Origin of the sequence: Pseudonocardia hierapolitana (genome assembly GCF_007994075.1) — a bacterium.
GTDB classification, from domain to species: Bacteria; Actinomycetota; Actinomycetes; order Mycobacteriales; family Pseudonocardiaceae; genus Pseudonocardia; species Pseudonocardia hierapolitana.
Genome location: NZ_VIWU01000001.1, coordinates 2,361,832 through 2,385,853, shown reverse-complemented (window position 1 = coordinate 2,385,853; position 24,022 = coordinate 2,361,832). Strand labels below are relative to the sequence as shown.

General features: G+C 72.2%; 21 protein-coding genes. 14 read left to right on the top strand and 7 right to left on the bottom strand.

What is annotated here, in order from left to right; translation table 11 throughout:
• Positions 1-97 precede the first annotated feature (97 nt).
• The 8 genes from FHX44_RS11275 to FHX44_RS11240 all read left to right on the top strand — a co-directional run bounded on the left by FHX44_RS11275 (position 98) and on the right by FHX44_RS11240 (position 10,689).
• Positions 98-727: a type IV toxin-antitoxin system AbiEi family antitoxin domain-containing protein gene (locus tag FHX44_RS11275; RefSeq protein WP_147255576.1), complete on the top strand. Its 630-nt coding sequence runs from the start codon at positions 98-100 to the stop codon at positions 725-727.
• Between the two features lie 53 nt (positions 728-780).
• Entirely contained in the window at positions 781-2,709 is a 1,929-nt protein-coding gene (gene typA / locus FHX44_RS11270) for a translational GTPase TypA (protein ID WP_147255574.1), read from the top strand.
• Between the two features lie 34 nt (positions 2,710-2,743).
• A complete protein-coding gene (locus tag FHX44_RS11265) occupies positions 2,744-4,564 on the top strand; it encodes an ABC transporter substrate-binding protein (RefSeq protein WP_147255572.1) in 1,821 nt (606 codons plus the stop codon).
• A 220-nt stretch (positions 4,565-4,784) separates the two neighbouring features.
• A complete protein-coding gene (locus FHX44_RS11260; RefSeq protein WP_147255569.1) occupies positions 4,785-6,536 on the top strand; it encodes an ABC transporter family substrate-binding protein in 1,752 nt (583 codons plus the stop codon).
• 95 nt (positions 6,537-6,631) lie between these two features.
• A complete protein-coding gene (locus FHX44_RS11255) occupies positions 6,632-7,612 on the top strand; it encodes an ABC transporter permease (protein ID WP_147255567.1) in 981 nt (326 codons plus the stop codon).
• Complete coding sequence (locus tag FHX44_RS11250) at positions 7,605-8,525, top strand: ABC transporter permease (protein WP_147255565.1); 921 nt, start codon at positions 7,605-7,607, stop codon at positions 8,523-8,525. Before FHX44_RS11255 ends, FHX44_RS11250 begins: the two co-directional genes overlap by 8 nt.
• Positions 8,522-9,661 (top strand): ABC transporter ATP-binding protein, encoded by a 1,140-nt coding sequence (locus FHX44_RS11245; RefSeq protein WP_147255563.1) that lies wholly within the window; start codon positions 8,522-8,524, stop codon positions 9,659-9,661. The genes FHX44_RS11250 and FHX44_RS11245 overlap by 4 nt, the downstream gene beginning before the upstream one ends.
• Entirely contained in the window at positions 9,658-10,689 is a 1,032-nt protein-coding gene (locus tag FHX44_RS11240) for an ABC transporter ATP-binding protein (RefSeq protein ID WP_147255561.1), read from the top strand. Before FHX44_RS11245 ends, FHX44_RS11240 begins: the two co-directional genes overlap by 4 nt.
• 206 nt (positions 10,690-10,895) lie before the next feature.
• Here the strand turns inward: FHX44_RS11240 and FHX44_RS11235 are convergent, their stop codons facing one another.
• The 5 genes from FHX44_RS11235 to FHX44_RS11215 form a co-directional block, all read right to left on the bottom strand.
• Positions 10,896-11,900, bottom strand: coding sequence for an ABC transporter ATP-binding protein (locus tag FHX44_RS11235; protein WP_147255558.1), 1,005 nt, complete (start codon positions 11,898-11,900; stop codon positions 10,896-10,898).
• Positions 11,897-12,880 carry an ABC transporter ATP-binding protein gene (locus tag FHX44_RS11230; RefSeq protein WP_147255557.1) on the bottom strand — a complete coding sequence of 328 codons (984 nt, stop codon included), beginning with the start codon at positions 12,878-12,880 and terminating at the stop codon, positions 11,897-11,899. Before FHX44_RS11230 ends, FHX44_RS11235 begins: the two co-directional genes overlap by 4 nt.
• The gene (locus FHX44_RS11225; protein ID WP_147255555.1) at positions 12,880-13,821 is read right to left on the bottom strand and encodes an ABC transporter permease; all 942 of its coding nucleotides are present in this window, start codon (positions 13,819-13,821) and stop codon (positions 12,880-12,882) included. The genes FHX44_RS11230 and FHX44_RS11225 overlap by 1 nt, the downstream gene beginning before the upstream one ends.
• A complete protein-coding gene (locus FHX44_RS11220; protein ID WP_147255552.1) occupies positions 13,814-14,740 on the bottom strand; it encodes an ABC transporter permease in 927 nt (308 codons plus the stop codon). Before FHX44_RS11220 ends, FHX44_RS11225 begins: the two co-directional genes overlap by 8 nt.
• A gap of 71 nt (positions 14,741-14,811) precedes the next feature.
• Positions 14,812-16,329, bottom strand: a complete 1,518-nt coding sequence (locus tag FHX44_RS11215; RefSeq protein ID WP_342792478.1) for a peptide ABC transporter substrate-binding protein — start codon at positions 16,327-16,329, stop codon at positions 14,812-14,814.
• A gap of 285 nt (positions 16,330-16,614) precedes the next feature.
• Here FHX44_RS11215 and mshB point away from each other — a divergent pair, with 285 nt between their 5' ends.
• The 3 genes from mshB to FHX44_RS11200 are packed head-to-tail and all read left to right on the top strand — an operon-like array spanning position 16,615 to position 18,671.
• On the top strand, positions 16,615-17,487 hold the full coding sequence (mshB, locus tag FHX44_RS11210; protein ID WP_147261082.1) for an N-acetyl-1-D-myo-inositol-2-amino-2-deoxy-alpha-D-glucopyranoside deacetylase: 873 nt from the start codon (positions 16,615-16,617) through the stop codon (positions 17,485-17,487).
• Positions 17,480-17,914 carry a hypothetical protein gene (locus FHX44_RS11205; protein WP_246170312.1) on the top strand — a complete coding sequence of 145 codons (435 nt, stop codon included), beginning with the start codon at positions 17,480-17,482 and terminating at the stop codon, positions 17,912-17,914. Before mshB ends, FHX44_RS11205 begins: the two co-directional genes overlap by 8 nt.
• Positions 17,907-18,671, top strand: a complete 765-nt coding sequence (locus FHX44_RS11200; protein WP_147255548.1) for a hypothetical protein — start codon at positions 17,907-17,909, stop codon at positions 18,669-18,671. Before FHX44_RS11205 ends, FHX44_RS11200 begins: the two co-directional genes overlap by 8 nt.
• A gap of 604 nt (positions 18,672-19,275) precedes the next feature.
• Here the strand turns inward: FHX44_RS11200 and FHX44_RS11195 are convergent.
• Positions 19,276-20,244 (bottom strand): GNAT family N-acetyltransferase, encoded by a 969-nt coding sequence (locus FHX44_RS11195; protein WP_246170311.1) that lies wholly within the window; start codon positions 20,242-20,244, stop codon positions 19,276-19,278.
• 115 nt (positions 20,245-20,359) lie between these two features.
• On the opposite strand from FHX44_RS11195, the gene fdxA reads away from it, so the two are divergent.
• Complete coding sequence (gene fdxA / locus FHX44_RS42105; protein ID WP_142105339.1) at positions 20,360-20,686, top strand: ferredoxin; 327 nt, start codon at positions 20,360-20,362, stop codon at positions 20,684-20,686.
• On the top strand, positions 20,683-21,765 hold the full coding sequence (gene dapC / locus FHX44_RS11190; protein ID WP_170308874.1) for a succinyldiaminopimelate transaminase: 1,083 nt from the start codon (positions 20,683-20,685) through the stop codon (positions 21,763-21,765). The genes fdxA and dapC overlap by 4 nt, the downstream gene beginning before the upstream one ends.
• A 114-nt stretch (positions 21,766-21,879) precedes the next feature.
• On the opposite strand, the gene dapD is transcribed toward dapC, so the two are convergent.
• The gene (dapD, locus tag FHX44_RS11185) at positions 21,880-22,815 is read right to left on the bottom strand and encodes a 2,3,4,5-tetrahydropyridine-2,6-dicarboxylate N-succinyltransferase (protein WP_246170310.1); all 936 of its coding nucleotides are present in this window, start codon (positions 22,813-22,815) and stop codon (positions 21,880-21,882) included.
• 139 nt (positions 22,816-22,954) lie between these two features.
• On the opposite strand from dapD, the gene dapE reads away from it, so the two are divergent.
• Positions 22,955-24,016: a succinyl-diaminopimelate desuccinylase gene (gene dapE / locus FHX44_RS11180; RefSeq protein ID WP_147255542.1), complete on the top strand. Its 1,062-nt coding sequence runs from the start codon at positions 22,955-22,957 to the stop codon at positions 24,014-24,016.
• Positions 24,017-24,022: the final 6 nt, after the last annotated feature.

Genomic DNA, 24,022 nt, shown 5'->3' with positions numbered 1-24,022 from the left:
GCCGAGACGGGGCACGTGAGCGGAACGACGGCATCGAGGCCGTTCGCACCTGTGAACGAGACGGAACCGATGCGTGCTCGGCTCCGTCCGTGCCGGCATGGCTCTGGAGCTCCTCCTCGCCCGCCAGGCGGGCGTGATCTCCCGCGAGCAGGCGATTCGGGGCGGTCTCAGCGCGGCGGCGGTGGACCGGCTGGTGCGGACGCGCCGGTGGCGACCACTCCATCCGCGCGTCTACCTGGTGCCCGGCTTCGGTGCGGGGGACGAGGCACTGGCGTGGGCGGCCGTGCTGTGGGCCGGCAAGGGTGCGGTGCTCTCGGGAACCGCGGCCGCGTGGTGGCACGGGCTGCTGGGCGCCGCGCCGCGCACGATCGGCGTGAGCGCGTCGGCGCGCCGGCCCGCCCGAACGGGCGTGGCCGTGTGGCCCCGGCAGCTCGGCGCCGCCGATCGCGCCGAGCACCGGGGACTGCCGGTGACCGCTCTCGGGCTCACCGTGCTGGAGGCCGCCGCCGAGCTCGGTGGGGCGGCCGGTGAACGGCTGCTCCACCGCGCCCTGCACGAGATCGGCTGGGCCGAGGTGCTCGCGGCGCACCGGCGCAACCCCACACTGGCCGGCAGGGCGCTCCTGGCGGCGGCCGCCGGGCGCGCTCGCGACGACCACGCCCGCCGTGGACGTGATCTCCACCACCTCGGTGCCCGTTTCGGGCCCTCCACCGGGGAGCGGAGGTGAGGCTGTCCTCACTCCCACGGCAGGTGCGGCCGTGCCCCGGGCTACCGTGAAGTGTGAGCACAGCAGCATCCACCCTCGCGGCTCCCGCGCAGCGGTCCGGCGCGTCCCGCGAACCGGGCGGCCGGCTGCGCAACGTCGCCATCGTCGCCCACGTCGACCACGGCAAGACCACCCTCGTCGACGCCATGCTCCGCGCCTCGGGCGCGTTCGGGGAGCGCGCCGCCGTGGTCGACCGGATCATGGACTCCGGTGACCTCGAGCGGGAGAAGGGCATCACGATCCTCGCCAAGCACACGGCGATCGACTGGCACGGCATGACGCTGAACGTCGTCGACACGCCGGGCCACGCCGACTTCGGCGGCGAGGTCGAGCGCGGCCTGTCGATGGTCGACGGGGTCGTGCTGCTCGTCGACGCGAGCGAGGGGCCGCTGCCGCAGACGCGCTTCGTGCTCCGCAAGACCCTCGCCGCGGGCCTTCCGGTCGTGCTGGTGGTCAACAAGACCGACCGCCCGGACGCCCGCTGTGCCGAGGTCGTCGACGAGAGCCTCGAGCTGCTCCTCGAACTGGCCGACGAGCTGGATCTCGACGAGGACACCACCGGCCGGCTGCTCGACCTCCCCGTCGTCTACGCGAGCGGCCGGGCCGGCCGTGCCTCCCGCATCCGCCCCGCCGACGGCGACCTGCCTGCCGACCCCGGCCTCGAGGCGCTGTTCGACGTGATCGCCGAGACCGTGCCGCCGCCCGCCGACGACCCGGACGCGCCGCTGCAGGCCCACGTCACCAACCTCGACGCCACGAGCTTCCTCGGCCGCATCGCGCTCTGCCGCATCCGGGCGGGCGTGATCCGCAGGGGCCAGCAGGTGGCGTGGTGCCAGGCCGACGGCTCGATCACCCGCGTCAAGATCACCGAGCTGCTCCGCACCGAGGCACTGGAGCGCGTGCCGGCCGAGTCGGCGAGCGCGGGCGACCTGGTCGCCGTGGCGGGCATCGCCGACGTCATGATCGGCGACACCCTCGCCGACCCCGAGCAGCCGGTGCCGCTGCCGCGCATCCACGTCGACGAGCCGGCGATCGCCGTCACGATCGGGATCAACACCTCGCCGCTCGTCGGGCGCGACGAGCACCCGGGCACCAAGCTCACCGCCCGCCAGGTGAAGGGCCGCCTCGACGCCGAGCTCGTCGGCAACGTGTCGCTGCGCGTGCTCCCCACCGAGCGCCCCGACGCCTGGGAGGTGCAGGGCCGCGGCGAGCTGGCACTCGCCGTGCTCGTCGAGACCATGCGCCGTGAAGGCTTCGAGCTCACCGTCGGCAAGCCGGAGGTCGTCACGCGCACGATCGACGGCAAGCTGCACGAGCCGTTCGAGCAGCTGTCGGTGGACGTGCCCAGCGATCACCTCGGCGCCGTCACGCAGCTGGTCGCCGCCCGCAAGGGTGAGCTGGTGCAGATGGTGCACGGCGACACCCGCGTGCGGATGGACTACCGGGTGCCCTCGCGCGGGCTGATCGGCTTCCGCACCGAGTTCCTCACGATCACCCGCGGTGCCGGCATCGCGAGCCACGTCTTCGACGGCTACGGGCCGTGGGTGGGGGAGCTGCGCACCCGCATGCGCGGGTCGCTGGTGTCCGACCGCTCGGGTCCCGTCACCGCCTACGCGGTCGACCAGCTCTCCGACCGCGGCGTGCTGTTCGTCGGGCCGGGGACGCCGGTGTACAGCGGGATGGTGATCGGCGAGTACACCCGCAACGAGGACCTCGAGGTCAACATCACCCGCGAGAAGAAGCTCACCAACATGCGCTCCTCCACCGGGGACGAGCTGGTGAAGCTGACCCCGCCCACCGTGCTCAACCTGGAGCAGGCGCTGGAGTTCTGCGCCACCGACGAGTGCGTCGAGGTCACGCCGGACTCGGTGCGGATCCGCAAGGTGGAGCTGGACTCCCACACCCGTGCCCGGCAGCGGGCCCGGGCGCGCAACCCCCGCTGACCGCAGGCGGCGGCACCTCCATACGGTGGAGGGCATGAGGATGCGGGTGTCGGGCTGTGCTGCCTTGGTCCTGGCGCTCGTCGTGGCGCTGGCGGCCTGCTCCAACGAGCCGGTGGCCCCGCCGCCCGCCCCGATCCCGACACCGCAGCCCGAGCCCACGCGGGTCGTGGTCGGTGTGGACGACATGGGGGCGGGCTTCAACCCGCACCTGCTCGCCCACCAGTCGTCGGTGGCCACCGCGCTCGCCACGCTCGTGCTCCCATCGGTGTTCCGCTCCGACGCGGACGGGGTGATGCGCCTGGATCGGACGATCGCCACGAGCGCCGAGGTCACCGCCACCGAGCCGTTCACCGTGAGCTACGAGCTCAACCTGGAGGCCTCCTGGTCGACGAACGCGCCGATCGCGGCCGAGGACTTCGTCTATCTGTGGGAGCAGATGCGCAGCCAGCCGGGCGTCGCCGACGCCGCCGGCTACCAGCTCATCACCGAGGTGCGGTCGCGGGCCGGTGGCAAGGCCGTCGACGTGGTGTTCTCCCACGCCTACCCGGCCTGGCAGCACCTGTTCTCGGACCTCCTGCCCGCGCACATCCTCAAGGACGCCCCCGGCTCGTGGACGGGCGCGCTCACCGACGGCATCCCGGCATCCGGCGGGCCGTTCCGGGTCACCTCGGTCGACCGGGCGCGCGGCGAGGTGCTGCTCACCCGCAACGACCTGTACTGGGACACCCCGACCGTGCTCGACGAGCTCCTGCTCCGCAGGCTCGGCCCGCAGGAGCTGGCGCCCGCACTGGCCGCGGGCGACGTCGACGTGGCCCTGCCGGAGGCCGATCCGGCCATCCGCACCGCGCTCGGTGGGCTGCAGCCGGCCCCGAAGCTGCAGCCGGCCCCCAAGCCGATCGTGACGCAGCTGGGGATGCGCGCCGACGGCGGGCCGCTGGCCGACGCCCGGGTCCGCCGCGGGATCGCGATGCTGCTGGACCGGGAGGCCATTCGCGCCTCGGTGGCCCCCGAATCGCTGCCCGTCGACGCGTTCGGCCTGGCGCCGTCCCAGCCGGGGTACGCCTCGACCATGCCCGCGGACGCACCCCTGCGCCCCGACCCGGCCGCCGCGGCCCAGCTGCTCGCGAGCGCGGGCTGGAGCCGGGACCTGACGACCGGCCGCTGGGCGGTCGCGGGAGGCCCGGTGTCGCTCGTGGTCGGCGCGGCGAACCAGCGGCTGGAGGACGTCGACGTGGCGCGCGCCGTCGCGGAGCAGCTCGACGCTGCCGGTATCGACGTCACGCTCGTCGGGCCGTCGGCCGTGGAGCTGTTCGGGCAGGCCGCGGTGCCCGCGGTCCCGCCCAGCCCGAGCCCCACGCCGTCGCCGCCCACCCAGCCCGCGGGCGCGGCCACCACGCCGGCTCAGCCGACCCCGTCCCCGGACGCGCCGGTGACGACGTCGACCACCCCGGCCCCCACCACGTCCGCGCCGCCGGCCGCGCCCGGCGGGGTGGAGGTCGACCTGATGGTGCTGCCGCGCACCGTCGGCGGTGACCTCGGCACCGAGCTCGCCTCCGACTACGGCTGCCCGGCCCCCACCACGGTGGTGCCCGACCCGCCGCGCCCACCCACGGGATTCTGCTTCCCCGCACTGCGGCCGGCACTGGACGAGCTCGTGTCGGCCAACCCCCGCCCGGAGACGGCGGGGGCCGTCGAGCAGGTGCTCTGGGCGCAGCTGCCGTTCCTCCCGCTGTTCCAGCCCGTGAACCTCGTGGTGAGCACTCCCGCCGCCGACGCGGTGACCGGCATCGGGCCAGGACCGCTCGTGTCCGGGCCCCTCACGGGCGCCACGGCGTGGCGGGCCCCGGCGGGGTGACCCAAGAGTAAGTTACCGCGAGGTAATGAGATGTTGTCGCTCAGTAGGGTTCCGGTCACCCTTTGGTCACGATCGAGTGGCGGCGGATGACGGGCGCGAAAGCGCTTCCTACCGTGCCCTGGGTCGGTGCGCCGGTCAGTCACATGGGCCGGGTTCCGCCGAGCCGTGGTGAGAGGACGCCCGACCGGGCTGGTCCAGCAGAGAGAGGTCAGGAAGTCCGATGAGGAGATCGAGGGCGGCATCGCTCGCCGCCATCGGGGCGGTTGCCACACTGGTGCTCGCGGCCTGCGGCGGAGGCGGCGGCGAGGACGGCGACGCCTCGGAAGGCGGGATCTACCAGGACTGCAAGGCCAACCCGAACACCTGCAACGCGGTGCCGGCCGCGCAGATGCAGCAGGGCGGGACTCTCACGTTCGCGATCGAGAAGAACGTCCCGAACTGGAACGTGAACTCCTCGGAGGGCAACGTCTTCGAGACCGGCATGACGGTCAAGACGTTCCTGCCCTGGACCTTCACCACCACGCCCGACCTCAAGCAGGTGCTCAACGAGAACGTGCTGGTCTCGGCCGACCAGACGAGCACCAGCCCGCAGACAATCGTGTACAAGATCCGGCCCGAGGCGGTCTGGAACGACGGCACGCCGATCACCGCCGACGACTTCGTCTTCCAGTGGAAGACGATGAACGGCAAGGACTGCCCGGAGTGCGCGGCGGCTCAGAACGCGGGTTACAACCAGGTCGAGTCGATCACCGGCTCGGACGGCGGCAAGACCGTCACCGTGGTGTTCGGCACGCCCTACGCCGACTGGAAGAACCTCTTCGCCTCGGGCACCCCGCTCTACCCGGCGCACCTCGCCGCGCAGCAGGGTGACCTGAACACCCCTGCCGGCCTCAAGGCTGCGTGGGACTGGTTCGGCGCCACCGTGCCGACCTACAGCGGCGGGCCCTACCAGGTGTCCGACTGGCAGGACAACGTCGCGCTCACCCTGGTCCCGAACCAGAAGTGGTACGGCGCGGCGAAGCCGACGCTCCAGCAGCTGATCCTGCGCGTGATCACGGAGGCGTCGCAGGAGCCGATCGCCCTGCAGAACGACGAGGTGCAGGTCATCTACCCGCAGCCGCAGGTCGACCTCGTGCAGCAGGTGCAGAACATCCCCGGCGTGTCGCAGTACCAGGGGCTCGGGCTCACCTGGGAGCACCTCGACCTGAACCTGCGCAACGAGTACCTGGCCGACGAGCCGCTCCGTGACGCGATCTTCGCGGCCACGAACGTGCAATCGATCATCGACTCCACCGTCGGACAGTTCAACGAGGAAGTCACGCCGCTCAAGAGCCACATGTTCGTGCCGGGCATCGAGGGCTACGAGGACTACCTCCCGCCGGAGCAGGGCAGCGGCGACGTCGAGCTCGCGCGCCAGATCCTCACCGAGGCCGGCTACACGAACATCGCCGAGGGCCAGCAGCTGACCAGGCCGGACGGCCGCGCGGTGCCGCCGCTGCGGATCCGCTACACGGTCGGCAACGCGATCCGGCAGACCACCGTGGAGCTGATCCAGTCCCAGGTCCGGCCGCTCGGCCTCAACCTGGAGATCGTGCCCACCGACGACCTCGGTGGCACCACCGACAGCGGCGACTACGACCTGATCGTCTTCGCCTGGGTGCAGACGCCCGCGTCGTTCAGCAACGCCGAGCAGACCTGGAACAGCACGTCGTCCAGCAACTACGGCGAGTACAACAACCCCGAGGTCGACCGGCTCATGCACGAAGCGGCCACTTCCACCGACCTGGGCCCGGCCCGCGACAAGCTCAACGAGGCCGGCCGGATCCTCGCGGAGGACTCCTACGTGCTGCCGCTGTACCAGAAGCCGACGATCATCGCGGCGCAGGACGAAGTGGCGAACGCCCGGAACAACTCCTCGCTCGACGGCCCCACCTACAACATCGAGGAGTGGGGCCTGCGCGCGGCAGGCTGAGTGCCTCTGAAGGGGGCGGTCGCTGTGAAGGCGGCCGCCCCCGGACCGGCGTAGCCTCCCGAGCACCCGCCGTACCCACCACCCGGAAGACCCCCATGCTCGCCTTCGCCGTGCGGCGGATCGCGGTGTCGCTCCCGATCCTGCTGATCTCGACGTTCATCGTCTTCATGCTCGCGTCACTGTCGGGCAATCCACTGTCCGGCCTGCTGACGCGCAACCCGCCACCGCCGCCGGAGACCATCGCCCTCGAGGCGCAGCGGCTGCGCCTGGACCACCCGGTCCTCGAGCGGTACTGGATGTGGCTCACCGGCCTCTTCCGGGGTGACTTCGGCCCTTCGGTCCAGTCGAACCTCGACATCGGGGCCGAGGTCGCGGGCCGCTTCCTGATCACGATGCGCCTGATCGCGGTCGCGATGATCCTCGCGCTCGTGCTCGCCGTCGTGATCGGCGTGATCAGCGCGGTGAAGCAGTACTCCAAGACCGACTACGCGGCCACGTTCCTCGGCTTCCTGTTCCTCGCGATGCCGGCGTTCTGGCTCGCGATCCTGCTCAAGCAGGCCGGGATCGACTTCAACAACGCGGTCGACGAACAGATCATCTACACCATCGGCGACTCCTCGGTGCCGCTCCCGCAGGGCTTCGGGGCCCAGGTGGCCGACATCGCGGGGCACATGGTGTTGCCGACCATCTCGCTGGCGCTGATCTCCTACGCCGCGTGGAGCCGCTACCAGCGCTCGGCGATGCTCGAGGTGATGAACACCGACTACGTGCGGCTGGCGAGGGCGAAGGGCCTGTCGCGGCGGCGGGTCATGATCAAGCACGCCCTGCGCAACGCGCTGATCCCGCTCACCACGGTCACCGCACTCGACCTCGCGTCCATCATCAGCGGCGCGGTGCTCACCGAGACCGTGTTCCAGTGGCGGGGGATGGGGGACCTGCTGCTCAACGCGATACGCACCGACGACGTCTACGTCGTGATGGCATGGCTGCTGATCACCGCCACCGTGGTGATCGTGTTCAACCTGCTCGCCGATCTGCTCTACGCCGTCCTCGACCCCAGGATCCGCTATGCCTGAGACGCCCGTGACGGCCCCGGCCGAACCCGGTACCCGGGCGCGCGACCGCGAGTTCACCGTCGCCGAGCGCAGCCAGTTCCAGCTCGTGCTGCGCCGGTTCATGCAGCACCGCCTCGCGGTGGGAAGCCTCGTGGTGCTCGTGCTGCTGGTCCTGCTGGCCTACGTCGGCGGCGCGCTGTGGCAGTACGACTTCGGCGAGTTCACGCCGGACAAGTCGGACGCGCCGTCGCTCGCCCACCCGTTCGGCACGGACGCAGCGGGCAAGGACCAGTTCGCGCAGGTGCTGCGCGGCACCCAGATCTCGCTGCAGATCGCGGTGCTCGTCGCGCTGTTCTCCACGGTCGTCGGCACGGTCTGGGGCGCGGTGGCCGGGTACTTCGGCGGGGCCACCGACACGATCCTCATGCGGATCTCCGACCTCGTCCTCACGTTGCCGCTGCTGGCCGTCGCCGCCATGCTCGCCCACAACTTCGGCGGCTCGTGGTGGCTCATCTCGGTGGTCATCGCCGGCCTGTACTGGGCGTACGTCTCGCGGGTCGCCCGCGGCGTCGTGCTCTCGTTGCGGGAGAAGGAGTTCGTCGAGGCGGCGAAGGCGCTGGGTGCGAGTGACGCGCGGATCATCTTCCGGCACCTGGTGCCCAACGCGCTCGGGTCGATCATCGTGAACGCCACGGTCCTCGTGGCGATCGCGATCCTGCTGGAGACGTCGCTGTCCTACCTGGGCTTCGGCGTCCGGCCGCCGGACACCTCGCTCGGCATCCTCGTGAGCGAGGCGCAGACGGCGCTCACCACCCGGCCGTGGCTGTTCTACTTCCCGGGCCTGTTCATCATCCTGATCGCCCTGACCATCAACTTCATCGGTGACGGCCTGCGGGACGCGCTCGACCCGCAGCAGACGAAGGTGCGTGCATGACCGGCCCCGAGGATTTGCTCGCGGTGGCGCAGACCGAGGGCGAGGTGGCCCGCGCGTCGCACGACGTGGTGCTGGAGGTCGATGGGCTCACCGTCGGATTCCCCACCGACGACGGCCTGGTGCAGGCCGTCCGCGGCGTGAGCTACCAGCTGCAGCGGGGCGAGGTGCTGGGCATCGTCGGCGAGTCCGGTTCGGGGAAGTCGGTCACCTCGATGGCCGTGATGGGGCTCCTGCCCGGCTCGGCGCGGGTGTCGGGTTCCGTGCGGTTCGGCGGCAAGGAGCTGCTCGGCGCCCCGGACGCGGAGCTGGCGAAGATCCGCGGCCGGCGCATCGCGATGATCTTCCAGGACCCGATGACGTCGCTGAACCCCGTCTACACCGTGGGGTACCAGATCGCCGAGGCCGTGCGCGCCCACCACGACGTCAGCAAGGACGCCGCGCTGAAGCGGGCGGGCGAGCTGCTGGAGATCGTGCGCATCCCCAACGCGAAGGCGCGCCTCGCCAGCTACCCGCACGAGCTCTCGGGCGGCATGCGGCAGCGGGTCGTGATCGCGATCGCCATGGCCAACGACCCGGACGTGATCATCGCCGACGAGCCGACCACAGCCCTCGACGTCACCGTGCAGGCACAGATCCTCGACGCGCTCGACACCGCCCGCGAGGAGACCGGCGCCGCGATGGTGCTGATCACCCACGACCTCGGCGTGATCGCCGGGCGGGCCGACCGCGTCCTCGTGATGTACGCGGGCAAGCTCGTCGAGCGCGGCAGCGCCGAGGACGTCTTCTACACCCCGCGCATGCCCTACTCACTCGGCCTGCTGGGCAGCCTGCCGCGGCTCGACCGGCCGTCCGAGCGGCTCACCCCGATCCCCGGCGCGCCACCGTCGCTGGTCAACATGCCGCCCGGGTGCCCGTTCACCCCGCGGTGCCCACTGGCCCGCGAGATCTGCGACGAGGTCGAGCCGTCACTGGAGCCCACCACCAGCCCCGACCACACGGCCGCGTGCCACTTCTCCGACGAGCTGGCGGGCGCCGAGCCCGGGCAGCTGTTCCGCACCGAGGTCGCCGACACGGCCGCGCTCGCGGAGTTCGTGCGCGAGACCGCCGATCTCGAATCGCAGGACGACGCGTCATGACCGCTGCCCCCGTCGCCGCACCGCCCGTGCTGAGCGTCCGCAACCTCGTCAAGCACTTCCCCGTGCGCTCCCGCGGGCTGCTTCGCCGTCAGGTCGGGGAGATCCACGCGGTCTGCGGCGTCTCGTTCGACCTCGCCGAGCGTGAGACCCTCGGCCTCGTCGGCGAGTCGGGGTGCGGCAAGAGCACCACCGCGCGGGTGCTGCTGAACCTGCAGCCCGCGACCTCGGGGGAGGTGTACTACCAGGGCCGCGAGCTCACGTCGCTCTCCCGCTCGCAGATGCGGTCGCTGCGCCGCGACCTGCAGATCGTGTTCCAGGACCCGTACGCGTCGCTCGACCCGCGATTGCCGGTCAACGAGATCGTCGCCGAGCCGCTGCGCATCCACGGCCTCTACGGCGACGAGGGCCGCGCCGTCGTGCGCGACCTGCTGCGCACCGTCGGTCTCAAGCCCGAGCACGGCAACCGGTTCCCGCACGAGTTCTCCGGCGGCCAGCGCCAGCGCATCGGCGTGGCGCGAGCCCTCGCGCTGCGGCCCAAGGTGCTGGTGCTCGACGAGCCGGTGTCCGCGCTGGACGTCTCCATCCAGGCGGGCGTGCTCAACCTGCTCGACGAGCTGCAGTCCGAGCTCGGCCTGTCCTACCTGTTCGTCTCGCACGACCTGTCGGTGGTGCGCCACATCGCCGACCGCATCGCCGTGATGTACCTCGGCACGATCGTCGAGACCGGCACCTCACAGGAGCTGTTCGAGGGCCCTGCCCACCCCTACACCCAGGCCCTGATCTCCGCGATCCCGCTGCCGGACCCGCGCAAGGAGCGCGCCCGCGAGCGGATCACCGTGGTCGGCGACGTGCCCAGCCCGGCCGACCCGCCCAGCGGCTGCCGCTTCCGCACCCGCTGCCCGAAGTTCGCGAACGAGCTCACCGAGGCCGAGCGGACGGTGTGCATCGAGCAGCCCCCGGAGCTGATCGACCGGGGTCAGGGTCACCCCGCGGCGTGCCACTACGCGGAGCGCAAGGCCCTCCTCTGAGGTCGCCGCGGGGACCGAACGTCAGTGCCGCATCGGGCTGTCCTGCCGCTTCCTCGGGGATCAGCGCGGCGCGCACCTCGGCGGGTGACGCGTCGACGAACAACCGCCCTGGGTGGCCGTGCCGCGGTTCGGGGCTCGCTGCGGCGGTCATGCCTCGCATCCTTAGTGGTCCCTGCCGTCCAGGTTCCTCATTCCGGGGAGGTCCTTCAGCTCGGCAGCAGGTGCTGCTCCTCCGCGTGGTGGCAGGCGCTCGGGTGGTGCCCGCCCCCGCGGACGACGAGGGCGGGCTCCTCGTCCGCGCAGATCTCCGTGGCCTTCCAGCACCTCGTCCGGAAGCGGCAGCCGCTCGGCGGGTCGACGGGGCTGGGCACATCGCCGGTGAGCCGGATCCGGGTGCGGCCGGCGCGCACGGCCGGGTCGGGCACCGGCACGGCCGACAGCAGCGCCTGCGTGTACGGGTGGGCAGGCCGGTTGTAGATCTCGTCCTCCGTGCCGATCTCCACGATCTTGCCCAGGTACATGACGGCGACGCGGTCCGACAGGTGGCGCACCACCGACAGGTCGTGGGCGATGAAGAGGTAGGAGAGCCCGAACTCGCGCTGCAGCTCGTCCAGCAGGTTCATCACCTGGGCCTGGATCGACACGTCGAGCGCGGACACCGGCTCGTCGCAGATGATGATCTCCGGTTTGAGGGCGAGCGCCCGGGCGATCCCGATCCGCTGCCGCTGACCGCCGGAGAACTGGTGCGGGTAGCGGTTGATGTGCTCCGGGTTGAGCCCGACGACGTCGAGCAGGTCCTGCACCCTCTTGCGGCGCTCGCCCTTCGGCGCGACGTCGGGGTGGATGTCGAACGGCTCACCGACGATGTCTCCGACGGTCATGCGCGGGTTCAGCGACGTGTACGGGTCCTGCAGCACGATCTGGATCGACCGGCGCAGCGCCTGCAGCGCCTTGCCCCGCTTCGCGAAGACGTCCTCGCCGTGGAACCGGACCCGCCCCGCCGTCGGCGGCTCCAGCCGCATGAGCACCTGCGCCAGTGTCGACTTCCCGCAGCCGGACTCGCCGACCACGCCGAGCGTCTCGCCCTTGTACAGCTCGAACGACACCCCGTCGACGGCCCGCACGTGCCCCACCGCGCGCTTGAGGACGATGCCGACCTGCACCGGGAAGTGCTTGACGAGGTCCTCGACCTCCAGGATCGGGCCGGTCATCGCGCCACCAGCTCCTCGGCGAACAGGCATGCGGACGACCGGCCGGCCGGGAGCGCCTCCAGCGGAGGCACCTCCTCGTGGCAGCGCTCGACCGCGATCGGACAACGCGGATGGAACGGGCAGCCGGACGGGATGTGGGTGAGGCTCGGTGGCAGCCCGCGGATGGCCCGCAGTGCCGTGCCCTTGGTGTCGACCCGCGGGATCGACTCCAGCAATGCGCGCGTGTACGGGTGGCAGGGGTTGGCATAGAGGGAGTGCACGTCCGCGTTCTCGACGATCCGGCCCGCGTACATCACAGCGATCCGGTCGGACACCTCCGCGACGACGCCCAGGTCGTGCGTGATCAGGACCAGGCCCATCTGCCGCTCGGCCTGGATCTCGGCGAGCAGGTCCATGATCTGGGCCTGCACGGTGACGTCGAGCGCGGTGGTGGGCTCGTCAGCGATGAGGACGTCGGGGTCGAGGGCGAGCGACATCGCGATCATGACGCGCTGCCGCATGCCGCCGGAGAACTGGTGCGGGTGGTCGCGCACCCGCCGCCGCGCGAGCGGGATCCCGACCATGTCCAGCAGCTCGACGGCCCGATTCTCGGCGTCGCACCGACTCATGCCGCGCCGCGTGCGCAGCTGCTCCGCGATCTGGAACCCGACCGTGAACACGGGGTTCAGCGCCGAGAGCGCGTCCTGGAAGACCATCGCGATGTGCTCGCCGCGCAGCTCCCGGCGTCGCTGAGGGGTGGCGGTGAGCAGCTCCTCGCCGCGGTAGCGCACCGAGCCGCCGGTGACGAGCGCCTGCGGGGTCGGCAGGATCCCCATGACCGTGTTGGCCGTGACGCTCTTGCCCGAGCCGGACTCGCCGAGCACGGCCAGGGTCTCCCCGGCGTCCACGTGGTAGTCGACGCCGTTCAACACGTGCGCCACCCCGTCGCGGGTGCGGAACTCCACCCGCAGCCCGGCCACCTCCAGCAACGGTGTCGTCATCAGCGGCCCTTCGGGTCGAAGGCCTCGCGCACCGCGTCGCCGAGCATCACGAAGGCGAGCACGGTGACGGCGAGGAACGCGGCGGGGAACAGCAGCAGGAACGGCGCGACGCGCAGGTAGTCACGCGCCTCGCTGATCATCACGCCCCACGACACGACGGGCTCGCGCAGCCCGATGCCGAGGAACGACAGGGTGGCCTCGATGCCGATGAAGGCGCCGAGCGCGATCGTGGCGTAGACCAGCACGGGAGCGAGGCAGTTCGGCAGCATGTGCCGCCAGATGACCCGGCCCGGGCCGGCGCCGAGCGCGCGGGCGGCGCGGACGTAGTCCTGGTCACGGGCCGCGATCGCGGCCGAACGCGTGATCCGCATGGACACCGGCCACGACAGCGCGGCCATCGTCAGCACCACGAGCGCGGTGATCCCGACCGCGCCCTCGCCGATGGACTCGCGGAAGGACGAGAGGATCACGATCGCGCCCAGCACGAACGGCAGGCCGAACACGACGTCGGTGAGCCGGGACACCAGGTTGTCGACCCAGCCCCCGTGGTAGCCCGCGAGCATGCCGAGCGTGCCGCCGAGGAGCACGGTGAACGTCGTGGCGAGCACGCCGACGACGATCGACACCCGGGTGCCGTAGATCGTGCGGGCGTACACGTCGCGGCCGAGCAGGTCGTAACCGAACCACGCCTGCGCCGACGGTGGTTGCCGGCTGCGGGCGAGGTCACCCGCGCTCGGGTCCACGGAGGTGAACAGCTGCGGGAAGGCCGAGAGCACCAGCAGGAACGCGATCAGGGCCACCGAGATCAGGAACAACGGGCGCCTGCGCAGGTCGTGCCAGGCGTCGGAGGCGAGGCTGCGCGCCCGGTCCGGGGCGTCGCTGCTCGCGGGGGTCGGGGCGGGGTCCGCCACCGCGGAGCCCAGCACGCTGGGGTCAGACATAGCGGATCCTCGGGTCGAGAACGGCGTAGATCACGTCCACCAACAGGTTCATCAGCAGGTAGACGATCACGAGCAGGACGACCACCCCGGTGACCGTCGCGCCCTCCCGCAGAGCGATCGACCGGAAGATCAACCCGCCGATGCCGCGGATGTTGAAGATGCCCTCGGTGACGATCGCGCCGCTCATGAGCGAGCCCAGGTCGACGCCGAGGAAGGTGATGACCGGGATCATGGAGTTGCGCAGCAGGTGCACGCCGACCACCCGGCGCGGCTCGAGTCCCTTCGCGACCGCGGTGCGGACGTAGTCGGAGCGCCGGTTCTCCGCGATGGAGGTGCGGGTGAGCCGGGCCACGTAGGCCATCGACAGGCTGGCCAGCACGAAGCCCGGCACGATCAGCTCGCCGAACCCGGCGTCGGCCGAGACCGTCGGTGAGATGATCCCGAGCCGCAGCCCGAGCACGGTCTGCAGCACGTAGCCGGTGACGAACACCGGCACCGAGATCAGGAAGAGCGTCGAGACCAGCACGAGGTTGTCGAGGAAGCCGCCCGAGCGCAGGCCCGTGAGGACGCCCGCGAGCACCCCGATGATGGCCTCGATCAGCAGTGCGACGATGGCCAGCCGCAGGGTGACGGGGTAGGCGGCCGCGATCAGCTCGCCGACCGACGTGCCGGAGAACGTCTGCCCGAAGTCGCCCTGGAGCAGGTTCCCGAGGTAGCGCAGGTACTGGACCACCACGTTCTCGTCGAGGTGGAACTCCTCGCGCATCCGCGTGATGTACGCGTCCGGGCAGGCCCGCTCGCCGCACTTGCCCGCGAACGGGTCGCCGGGCAGCGCCCACACGAGCAGGTAGATGAGGAACGTCGTCCCGAGGAACACGGGGACGAGCTGGAGGAGCCGTCGAAGGATGTAGCGCCCCAAGGATGCCGCCTTCCGGTCGCGAGCGCGGACGGCGACCGGGGTGGCCGGTCGCCGTCCGCACGTCCGCCGTACTACTCCGAGACCGTGACGCTCTCGAGGTCGAGCTCGCGGAACGGTGTGACCGTGACGGTCTGCAGCCGCTCGGACCAGCCGGCCTGGAACGACTGGAAGTACACCGGGATCGCGGGCATGTCCTGGATGATCATGCGCTCCGCCTCCTGGTAGAGGGCGTTGCTCTCCTCCACGGACGGGGCCGCGTCGGCGCGGGCGAGCAGCGCGTCGACCGCGGGGTTGGAGTACTCGCCGTCGTTGGTCGCCCCTCCCGTGCGGTACAGCGGGTTCAGGAAGTTCTCGATCGACGGGTAGTCCGCGACCCAGCTGCTGCGGTAGATGTCGTTCATCTGCCGGGCGTTGATCGCCGAGCGGATCTCGCCGAACGTGGGCACCGGCACGAAGGTGCACTGCACGCCGAGGGCGTTGCTGATGGACACGCAGGCCGCCTGGATCCACTCGGCGTTGCCGGAGTCGGCGTTCGAGGTCAGCTCGATCGGGCCCTGGAACCCGGTGGCCTCGAACATCTGCCGCGCGCGCTCCGGTTGGTACGTGCACAGCTCGCCGCACTGGTTCGCGACGCGGCCCGGCACGTCGGGCGCGACGAGTCCGTCCGCCGGGGGCCGGGTGCCGTTGAAGATCTGCTGGTTGACCGCCTCCCGGTCGATGGCCATCGAGATGGCCTGCCGCAGCTGCGGGTTCTGGAAGCGGGGGTCGTAGAGCGGGAACCCGAGGCGCTGCACCCCGAGGAAGGTCCGCGACACGCTGCGGTTCGCGAGGTCGGTCTGGTAGAGGTTGCCCGCGATACCGGACGGCGGGATGACCTCGATGAAGTCGAGGTTGTTCGCCACCACGTCCGCGTAGGCCGCCTCGGCGGACTCGTAGAAGCGGAACTCGACGCCACTGATGCTGGGCTTGGGCGCGCCGGGCCACGGCTCGTAGCGCTCGACGACGACGTTCACGCCCGGCTGGCGGGAGATGAAGCGGAACGGCCCGTTGCCGATCGGGTTGGCCTCGAACGCGGCCTGGTCGGCGAAGAACACGTCCGGGAGGGGCGAGAACGCCCGGTAGCCCAGCATGGTCGGGAACACCGCGAACGGCGCGGACAGGGTGACCTCGAACGTGCGGTCGTCCACCACCCGCAGGCCCGACATCTCCTGCGCGGCCGGCTGCGGCGCCGTCTGCGGGCCCGCGGTGCCGTCCGGGTCCACGGTGTGCACCTGGTCGAAGCCCTGGATCTGGGAGAAGAAGGAGCTGTTCTGCTGGCCGTTGGGGGAGTACGCGGTGTAGTTCCAGGCCCGGACGAAGCTCTGCGCGGTGACGGGGGAGCCGTCGTGGAACGTCCAGCCCTCCTTCAGCCGGATCGTGTAGACCCGGGAGTCGCTGGTCTCGATCGACTCGGCCACCATGTTGGCGGGCTGTGCGGTCTGGGGGTCGTACTCGACGAGCGGGCTGAACAGCGCGTCGATGATCTTGCCGCCACCGGTCTCGTTCGTGTTGCCGGGCACGAGCGGGTTCTCCGGCTCGGTGCCGTTCACGCTGATGGTGACGCCACTCGATGCCGCATCGTCCCCACCCGGCTCGCCTCCACCTCCGCCGCAGGCGGTGGTGACCAGGGCGATGGACAGCGATACCGCCGTCCAGGCAGCTGCTCGTCGTGCGCGCATGACCCCCCATATCGTCCGAACGGGCGACGCGGATGGCGCGTCTGCCGCATTTCCGGTGATGTTGGAGCCGGAGAGTATCCGTCCGGATCGTTTCTGCTGACCTCGTCGAGGTCACAAATGGGTTGCGTAGATCCGCCCACGTAGAGTGCGAGCGTGATGCCACCCCCGGCCCGGCGGAGGCTGCTCCTCGTGCACGCCCACCCCGACGACGAGACGCTCTCCACGGGCGGCACGATCGCGCGCTACGCGGCCGAGCCCGACACGGCCGTGACGGTCGTCACCTGCACCCTCGGGGAGCAGGGAGAGGTGATCCCCGCAGAGCTCGCCGAGCTCGCTCCCGAGCGCGGCGACCAGCTCGGCGGTTACCGCGCGGGGGAGCTCGCGGGCGCGTGTGCCGCGCTGGGCGTGCGCGACCACCGCTACCTCGGCGGGATCGGCCGCTGGCGCGACTCGGGGATGGCGCTCGCCGGGCACGGTGTCCGTGCGGCCATGCCGGACCGGCTGCACCCGCGTGCCCTCGCCCGGCCGGAGGCGTTCGACGAGCAGGTCGACCAGCTGGTTGCGGTGCTGGAGGAGGTCCGCCCGCAGGTCGTGGTCACCTACGGGCCCGACGGCGGGTACGGGCACCCCGACCACGTCCGGGCGCACGAGATCACCGCCGCCGCCGTGCGCCGGGTACCCGCTCGGATGCTCTGCACGGTGGTCGGCCGGTCGACGCTCGACGCCGGGCTCGCGAAGCTGGCCGGCCGGGAAGGCCTGCCCTTCCGGGTGCCCGAGCCGGACGAGCTGCCCACCGTGCCGGACGAGGCGATCCGCGTGCGGGTCGACGTCTCGGCACAGCGTGGGGCGCGGGTCGCGGCCATGCGCGCGCACGCCACCCAGGTGGCGGTGTGGTCGGACGGTGAGGTCACGGCGTTCGCGGTGAGCAACCTCGTCGCGCAGCCCCTGCTCGACGTCGAGGAGTTCGTGCCGGCCGACGGCGCCGCCGCCACCGCGGACGACCTGTTCGGGGAGACCGGGGATGCCTGAGAGGATCGTGGACGAGACCACCGATGACATCCTGGCGCCGGACGGCGACGACCCGCTGGTGCCCGACAGCGCGCTGCTCGTGCTCCTCGTCGCCGACGGGCTGCTGCTCGGGGCGTTCGGGCTGATGTTCACCCCGCTCTACACGAACGGCATCCCCGTGCCGATGGGCATCGTGCTGTCGGTGCTGGTGCTCCCGTGGCTGGTGCGCCAGGCCGGCGAGATCGACGCCCGGCCCGCGGTGGCCGGGGCGCCGCTCATCGCGTGGGTGGTGGCCGTCGGCGTGCTGGGGCTCTTCGGGCCGGGAGGCGACATGATGCTGCTGGCCGACTGGCAGTCGCTGCTGCTTGCCGTCGGCGGGATCGGCGCAGGCCTCTGGGGGCTGCAGAAGGTGTTGCAGCGGGAGTACGGGGGGAGCGACGGTGGCTGAGACCATCCCGGATCGGGCGATCGTCGCGATCCTCCGGCCGTTCGTCCGGGCCACCCGCCCGGTGCTCGACGGGCTGCGCGAGTCCGACCCGTTCGGTCTGCGCTCCCGGGCCACGAGTCACGACGGCATGCCCACCGATGAGCGCGGGCTGCGCGACAAGGTGCTCGACGCGCTCGCCGCCGTCGAGGTGCCGGGAACGTCCGCGTGGGCGGCGATGGACGTGCCGGCGCGCACGCGCTGGTGGGTGCGCCGGGTCGGCCGGTTCACCACCTTGATCGCCGCGGTGCCCGGGCTCGGCGGTGCGCTCGCCAACCGGCTGCCCGTCTCGAAGGCCGTCGGGGCCGCCGGGCAGGGCCTGCTCCTGGTGGCCATCGCGGGCGAGCACGGCGTCCGGGACGAGGACGAGCTCGTCAACCTGCTCGGGGCGGTGCTCTTCCGCCGCGAGCTCGCCGTCTCGGCGGCCACCGGCACGGAGAACGCGGCTGCCGACGCCCGCGCGGCCGAGCTCACCGGGGACCTGGGGAAGCCGTCGGCCACCCCCACCCTCACCAAGGTGGCGCGGGCGGTGTGGCGGCTGGGCAGGGCGCTCTTCTCCGTGGAGGACGAGCTCGACAAGCGCCCGCACGGCAACTTCCTGCACGAGGGCCTCGGCATGCTCCCCGTCGTCGGTGCCGTCGGGAAGTACCTCGGTGAGTGGTCCGGCTTGAAGAAGGCCGCCCGGGAGGCCGAGAAGCGGCTGACGAAGCCCGGCCGGTGACGCTCTGCGCTTCTGCCGGCGCACCGGTTGTGCGTGAGGCGCCCCGTCGAGGGTGGCGCGACCCGTCGATGGGGTGCGTCGGCTGACGCGGGATGCGCCCGCCCTTGAGGCAGGTCTGAGGGCCTCCGGTGGCGCCGCGCATCGTGCGGGGCCGCCCCTCACCTGTCAAGGGCGCCTTCGGCGTCGCTTCGCGATCGCTGCGCGACCCTTGACAGGCGAGCCTCTGCGGCCCCTCGGGCAGGCTGCGCGGGCAGGCCAGGGGCCTGCCCTCATGGCGCGCGGCGCCACCGGAGGCGGCTTTCACGGGCATGATCAGTGCGTTGGTGCGACAACGGCGGCATGTGGCCGTGAGCGCGCCGAGCTGCTGATCAAGCCTCTGCACGTACCCTTCCCCGGAGCCGGGTTCCCGGCATGATCACCGGCTGGGTGCGAGCACGGCCGCATTCGGCCGGGAACGCGCCGATCTGCTGATCAAGCCCCCAGGGCGTGCGGCCGCTGGTGTGGCCGTGGCCCGCACGCACCCTTTCTCCGGTCGCGCACCCCTTGTCGGCCCACGCCACCCGGCGACGGTGCGCGCCGGCGGAGACGGGGTGCGTGGGCCCGGTCAGGTGGGTGGCACCAGGTAGCGGTAGCGGTGGTGCTCGACGTAGCCGAGGCGGTCGTAGAGTGCCCGGGCGCCGTCGTTCTGCAGCGCCACCTGCAGCACCGCCCACCGGGCGCCCCGCTCGCGGCCCCATGCGGCGGCGGAGGCGAGCAGGGCGGTGGCGTGGCCGCGACGACGGGCGGCGGGCACGACCTCCAGCATCGAGACGTGCACGTGATCGTCGACGACGGTGGCGCGCACCTGCCCGAGCACCCCGCCGCCGGGGTCGCGCAGCGTGCCGAAGGCGGTGCCCGGGGCGCCCGCGAGCACCCGTTCCTGCGCGGGGGTCGGCGGTCCACCCACGGCGAGCGGCCACCAGTCGGCCGGAGGCCGCGTCGGCAGCTCGATGCGCAGGCCGGGCGGCGCAGCGCGGTCGGGTTCGACGTCGGGGACCGGCGCCACCAGCACCGACACCTCGGCACCCTTCGCGTGGCCGACGTTCAGCACCCAGCCCTCGCCCGCCACCGCGCGGTCCCAGGGCGATCCGACGGGCACGTGGACGCGGGGCGGCACGCGGTGCTCGCGCGCGAAGCGGCGCACCTCGTCGAGGGCGGCGGCGATCGGCAGCCCGGGGTCGCCGAGCGCCAGCGCGGCGTTGGCCCGCCCGGTGTAGCCGCCGGCGGCGCGCAGCCGCCACGCCCCCAGCGGCCGCTCGACCTCCGCGGGCCATGCGTCGGCGCACAGCCCCTCCAGCCGCACGATCGCGGCGAGCGGGGCACGGCGCGGCGGCGCGGGCGGCACGGCGCGCACGGCGACCACGGCCGAGCGCTCGACGCGCACCGGCCCGCGCCGGGTCCGGACCACCACGGCGCGGGAGCCCTCTGCGGATAGCTCGCCCACGGCGTCGGTGAAGAGCGGCCGGCCGTCGCGCTCCCCGATGCGGTGCCGCAGCGCCACCCGGGCACCGACCAGCTCGTCCGGGATCTCCACGCCCCCATCGTGCGCTCGTCCGACGGTGCGACTCACACCCGCCCCGGCTCCCACAGCACCCACAGCGCGATACATACTGTGGGAAGTCCCTGTTCGCCCGCGTGGAGGACCACCCGTGACGTATGTGATCGCCGAGCCCTGCGTCGACCTGCTCGACAAGGCGTGCATCGAAGAATGCCCGGTGGACTGCATCTACGAGGGCGGGCGGATGCTCTACATCCACCCGGACGAGTGCGTCGACTGCGGTGCGTGCGAACCGGTCTGCCCCGTCGAAGCGATCTACTACGAGGACGACGTGCCCGAGCAGTGGGCCGCCTACACGAAGGCCAACGTCGACTTCTTCGACGAGCTGGGCTCGCCCGGTGGCGCCTCGAAGGTCGGCAAGATCAACCGCGACGTCGAGCCCGCTCTGAGCCTGCCGCCGCAGCAGCACGACGAGTGACGTTCTCACTCCCGGACTTCCCCTGGGACAGCATCGCCGAGGACAAGGCGCTGGCCGCCGGGCATCCCGGCGGGATCGTCGACCTGTCGGTCGGCACGCCGGTCGACCCCGTCCCCGCCGTCGTCCGCGCTGCGCTCGCCGGCCACGCGGCCGACGTGGCCGGCTACCCGACCACCCACGGGCCTTCGTCGCTGCGCGAGGCGATCGCCGGATCGCTCCGTCGGCGGTTCGGTATCACCGTCGACCCGGTCCCGGTGCTGCCGACCATCGGCTCCAAGGAGCTCGTGGCCTGGCTGCCCACGCTGCTCGGGCTCGGTGCCGAGCACACGGTGGTGATCCCCGAGCTGGCCTACCCGACCTACGAGGTCGGGGTCCGGCTCGCCGGTGCGCAGTGCGTCCGGTCCGACTCCACCACCGCGCTCGGCCCGCGCCGCGTGGCGCTGGTCTGGCTGAACTCGCCGTCCAACCCGACGGGGCGCGTGCTGCCGGCCGAGCACCTGCGCAAGGTCGTCGACTGGGCGCGCGAGCGGGGCGCCGTGGTCGCGTCGGACGAGTGCTACCTGTCGCTTTCCGACGGCGCCCTCTCGGTGCTGCACCCGGACGTCTGCGGCGGCTCCCACGAGGGCCTGCTCGCCGTCCACTCGATGTCGAAGTCCTCCAACCTCGCCGGCTACCGCGCCGGGTTCGTCACCGGCGACCCGCGGCTCGTCGCCGACCTGCTGGAGGTGCGCAAGCACGCCGGGATGATGGTGCCCCGGCCGGTGCAGGCGGCGATGGAAGCCGCTGCCGCCGACGACACGCACGTCACCGAGCAGGCACAGCTCTACGCGAGGCGCCGGGTGCGCCTGCGCGCCGCGCTGGAGTCGGCCGGCTACCGGATCGACCACTCCGAGGCGGGCCTCTACCTGTGGGCCACGGCCGGCGAGCCCGGCCGCGTGACGGTCCGGCGCCTCGCCGAGGCCGGGATCCTCGTGGCACCCGGTGACTTCTACGGTCCCGCAGGCGCGCAACACGTCCGCGTGGGCCTCACCGCCACGGACGAGCGGATCGAGGCCGCCGTGGAGCGCCTGAAGGCCTGAGTGGCTCGGGCAGGAGAGCCACCCGGTAGTTCAGGAAAGCCACATTCAGGGCCTCTGAAGCCCTGAATGTGGCTTTCCTGAACCTCGGGGCGGGCCGCGGCCCAGCCCTCCGCGTCAGTTCGCGTGCAGCGCCTCGTTCAGGGCGATGCCCTCGCCCGTGCGGGGAAGCGCCTCGACCGCGCCGGTGACCGAGTTGCGGCGCAGCAGGACGCCGTTCTGGCCGGACAGGGTGCGGGCGGCCGCCGTGCTCCCGTCCGGCAGCGTGACCTTGGTGCCGGCGGTGACGTACAGGCCGGCCTCCACCACGCAGTCGTCGCCGAGGGAGATGCCGATCCCGGCGTTGGCGCCGATCAGGCACCGCTCGCCCACCGAGATCACCTCCTTGCCGCCGCCGGAGAGCGTCCCCATGATCGACGCGCCGCCGCCGACGTCGGACCCGTCCCCGACGACGACACCTGCGGAGATGCGCCCCTCGACCATCGACGTGCCGAGCGTGCCTGCGTTGTAGTTCACGAAGCCCTCGTGCATCACCGTGGTGCCCGAGGCCAGGTGCGCGCCGAGCCGGACGCGGTCGGCGTCGGCGATGCGGACGCCCTCGGGCAGCACGTAGTCGACCATCCGGGGGAACTTGTCGACCCCGTACACGGCCACCGGGCCCCGGGCCCGCAGCCGGGCGCGGGTGAGCTCGAAGCCCGCCACCGGGCAGGGACCCCGGCTGGTCCACACGACGTTGGCGAGCACGCCGAACACCCCGTCCATGTTCGCCTCCCTCGGGGCGACCAGCCGGTGGCTCAGCAGGTGCAGCCGCAGGTAGGCGTCGGAGGCGTCGGCGGGCGGGTCGGCGAGCGAGGCGATCGCGGTGCGCACGACGACGGTGCGCACGCCGCGGGCGTCGTCGGTGCCCACGAGCGGCTCCAGGTCGGCCGTCACATCCGGGGCGTCGGGCCCCAGCGCCGGGCTGGGGTACCAGGTGTCCAGGACGGTGCCGTCGGCGGCGATGGTGGCCAGCCCGGTGCCGGAGGCACCCTCGATGCGAAGTGCGCTGCTCACGGCCCCACGCTAACGGCCGCCGCCCCCGCCGGTAGACGGGGGCGGAGCGACTTCACACATCCAGCCCCGACTTCACACGGAGCCGGCCTTGTGTGAAGTCAGTACCAGGTCTGTGAAGTGCGCCCAGTAGCGTCGTGGCGTGCGATCCCTCGACCTGGCCGGTGATCCCGTCGAGCTCTGCGCCGCGCTCGTGGACGTGCCCAGCGTCTCGGGCGACGAAGGGGAGCTCGCCTCCGCGCTCGAGGCCGCCCTGCGCGCGCAGGCCCCGCACCTGCGGGTGCTGCGGTCCGGGCACGCGGTGCTGGCCCGCACCGAGCTGGGCCGGGAGAAGCGGGTGCTGCTCGCCGGGCACATCGACACCGTGCCGATCGCGGGCAACGTCCCCAGCCGTCGCGACGCTGGGCTGCTCCACGGCTGCGGCACCTCGGACATGAAGGCGGGCGACGCGGTGTTCGCCCACCTCGCGGCCGTGCTGCCGGACCCGCGCCACGACCTCACGTTCGTCTTCTACGACTGCGAGGAGGTCGAGGCCGTCCGCAACGGGTTGGGGCGCATCGAGCGCGAGCACCGCGACTGGCTCGCGGCCGACCTCGCGATCCTCGGGGAGCCGACGAACGGCGCCGTCGAGGCCGGCTGCCAGGGCACGTTGCGGGTGGACGTCACAGTCCGCGGGCGGCGGGCCCACTCGGCCCGCTCGTGGCTGGGGGACAACGCCGTGCACAAGGCCGAGGCCGTGCTGCACCGGCTCGCCACGTACCCCGCCCGCGAGGTCGACATCGACGGCTGCCGGTTCCGGGAAGGCCTGCAGGCGGTGCGCATCGCGGGCGGGGTGGCGGGCAACGTCGTGCCCGACGAGTGCGTGGTCACCGTCAACTTCCGGTTCGCCCCCGACCGCGATGCGGCGGCGGCCGAGAAGCACGTGCGCGAGGTGTTCGACGGCTTCGAGGTCACCCTCACCGATCTCTCGGCCGGCGCGCTGCCCGGCCTCGGCGAGCCGGCCGCGCAGGAGTTCCTCGCCGCCACCGGCGCCGTGCCCACCGCCAAGCTCGGCTGGACGGACGTGGCGCGCTTCGCCGCCCTCGGCATCCCGGCGCTGAACTACGGCCCCGGCGACCCGAACCTCGCCCACACCCGCGACGAGCACGTGGAACCGCGCAAGATCACCGAGGCCGTGGACGTCCTCCGTCGTTTCCTCGCCTGACACAAG

Coding starts and splice junctions, on each gene's coding strand:
- FHX44_RS11230 (WP_147255557.1), bottom strand. CDS start 12,880: ATGACGACACCGTTGCTGGAGGTGGCCGGGCTGCGGGTGGAGTTCCGC.
- FHX44_RS11205 (WP_246170312.1), top strand. CDS start 17,480: ATGCCTGAGAGGATCGTGGACGAGACCACCGATGACATCCTGGCGCCG.
- FHX44_RS11235 (WP_147255558.1), bottom strand. CDS start 11,900: ATGACCGGCCCGATCCTGGAGGTCGAGGACCTCGTCAAGCACTTCCCG.
- FHX44_RS11240 (WP_147255561.1), top strand. CDS start 9,658: ATGACCGCTGCCCCCGTCGCCGCACCGCCCGTGCTGAGCGTCCGCAAC.
- FHX44_RS11275 (WP_147255576.1), top strand. CDS start 98: ATGGCTCTGGAGCTCCTCCTCGCCCGCCAGGCGGGCGTGATCTCCCGC.
- FHX44_RS11265 (WP_147255572.1), top strand. CDS start 2,744: ATGAGGATGCGGGTGTCGGGCTGTGCTGCCTTGGTCCTGGCGCTCGTC.
- FHX44_RS11225 (WP_147255555.1), bottom strand. CDS start 13,821: ATGTCTGACCCCAGCGTGCTGGGCTCCGCGGTGGCGGACCCCGCCCCG.
- FHX44_RS11250 (WP_147255565.1), top strand. CDS start 7,605: ATGCCTGAGACGCCCGTGACGGCCCCGGCCGAACCCGGTACCCGGGCG.
- FHX44_RS11255 (WP_147255567.1), top strand. CDS start 6,632: ATGCTCGCCTTCGCCGTGCGGCGGATCGCGGTGTCGCTCCCGATCCTG.
- FHX44_RS11260 (WP_147255569.1), top strand. CDS start 4,785: ATGAGGAGATCGAGGGCGGCATCGCTCGCCGCCATCGGGGCGGTTGCC.
- FHX44_RS11245 (WP_147255563.1), top strand. CDS start 8,522: ATGACCGGCCCCGAGGATTTGCTCGCGGTGGCGCAGACCGAGGGCGAG.
- mshB (WP_147261082.1), top strand. CDS start 16,615: ATGCCACCCCCGGCCCGGCGGAGGCTGCTCCTCGTGCACGCCCACCCC.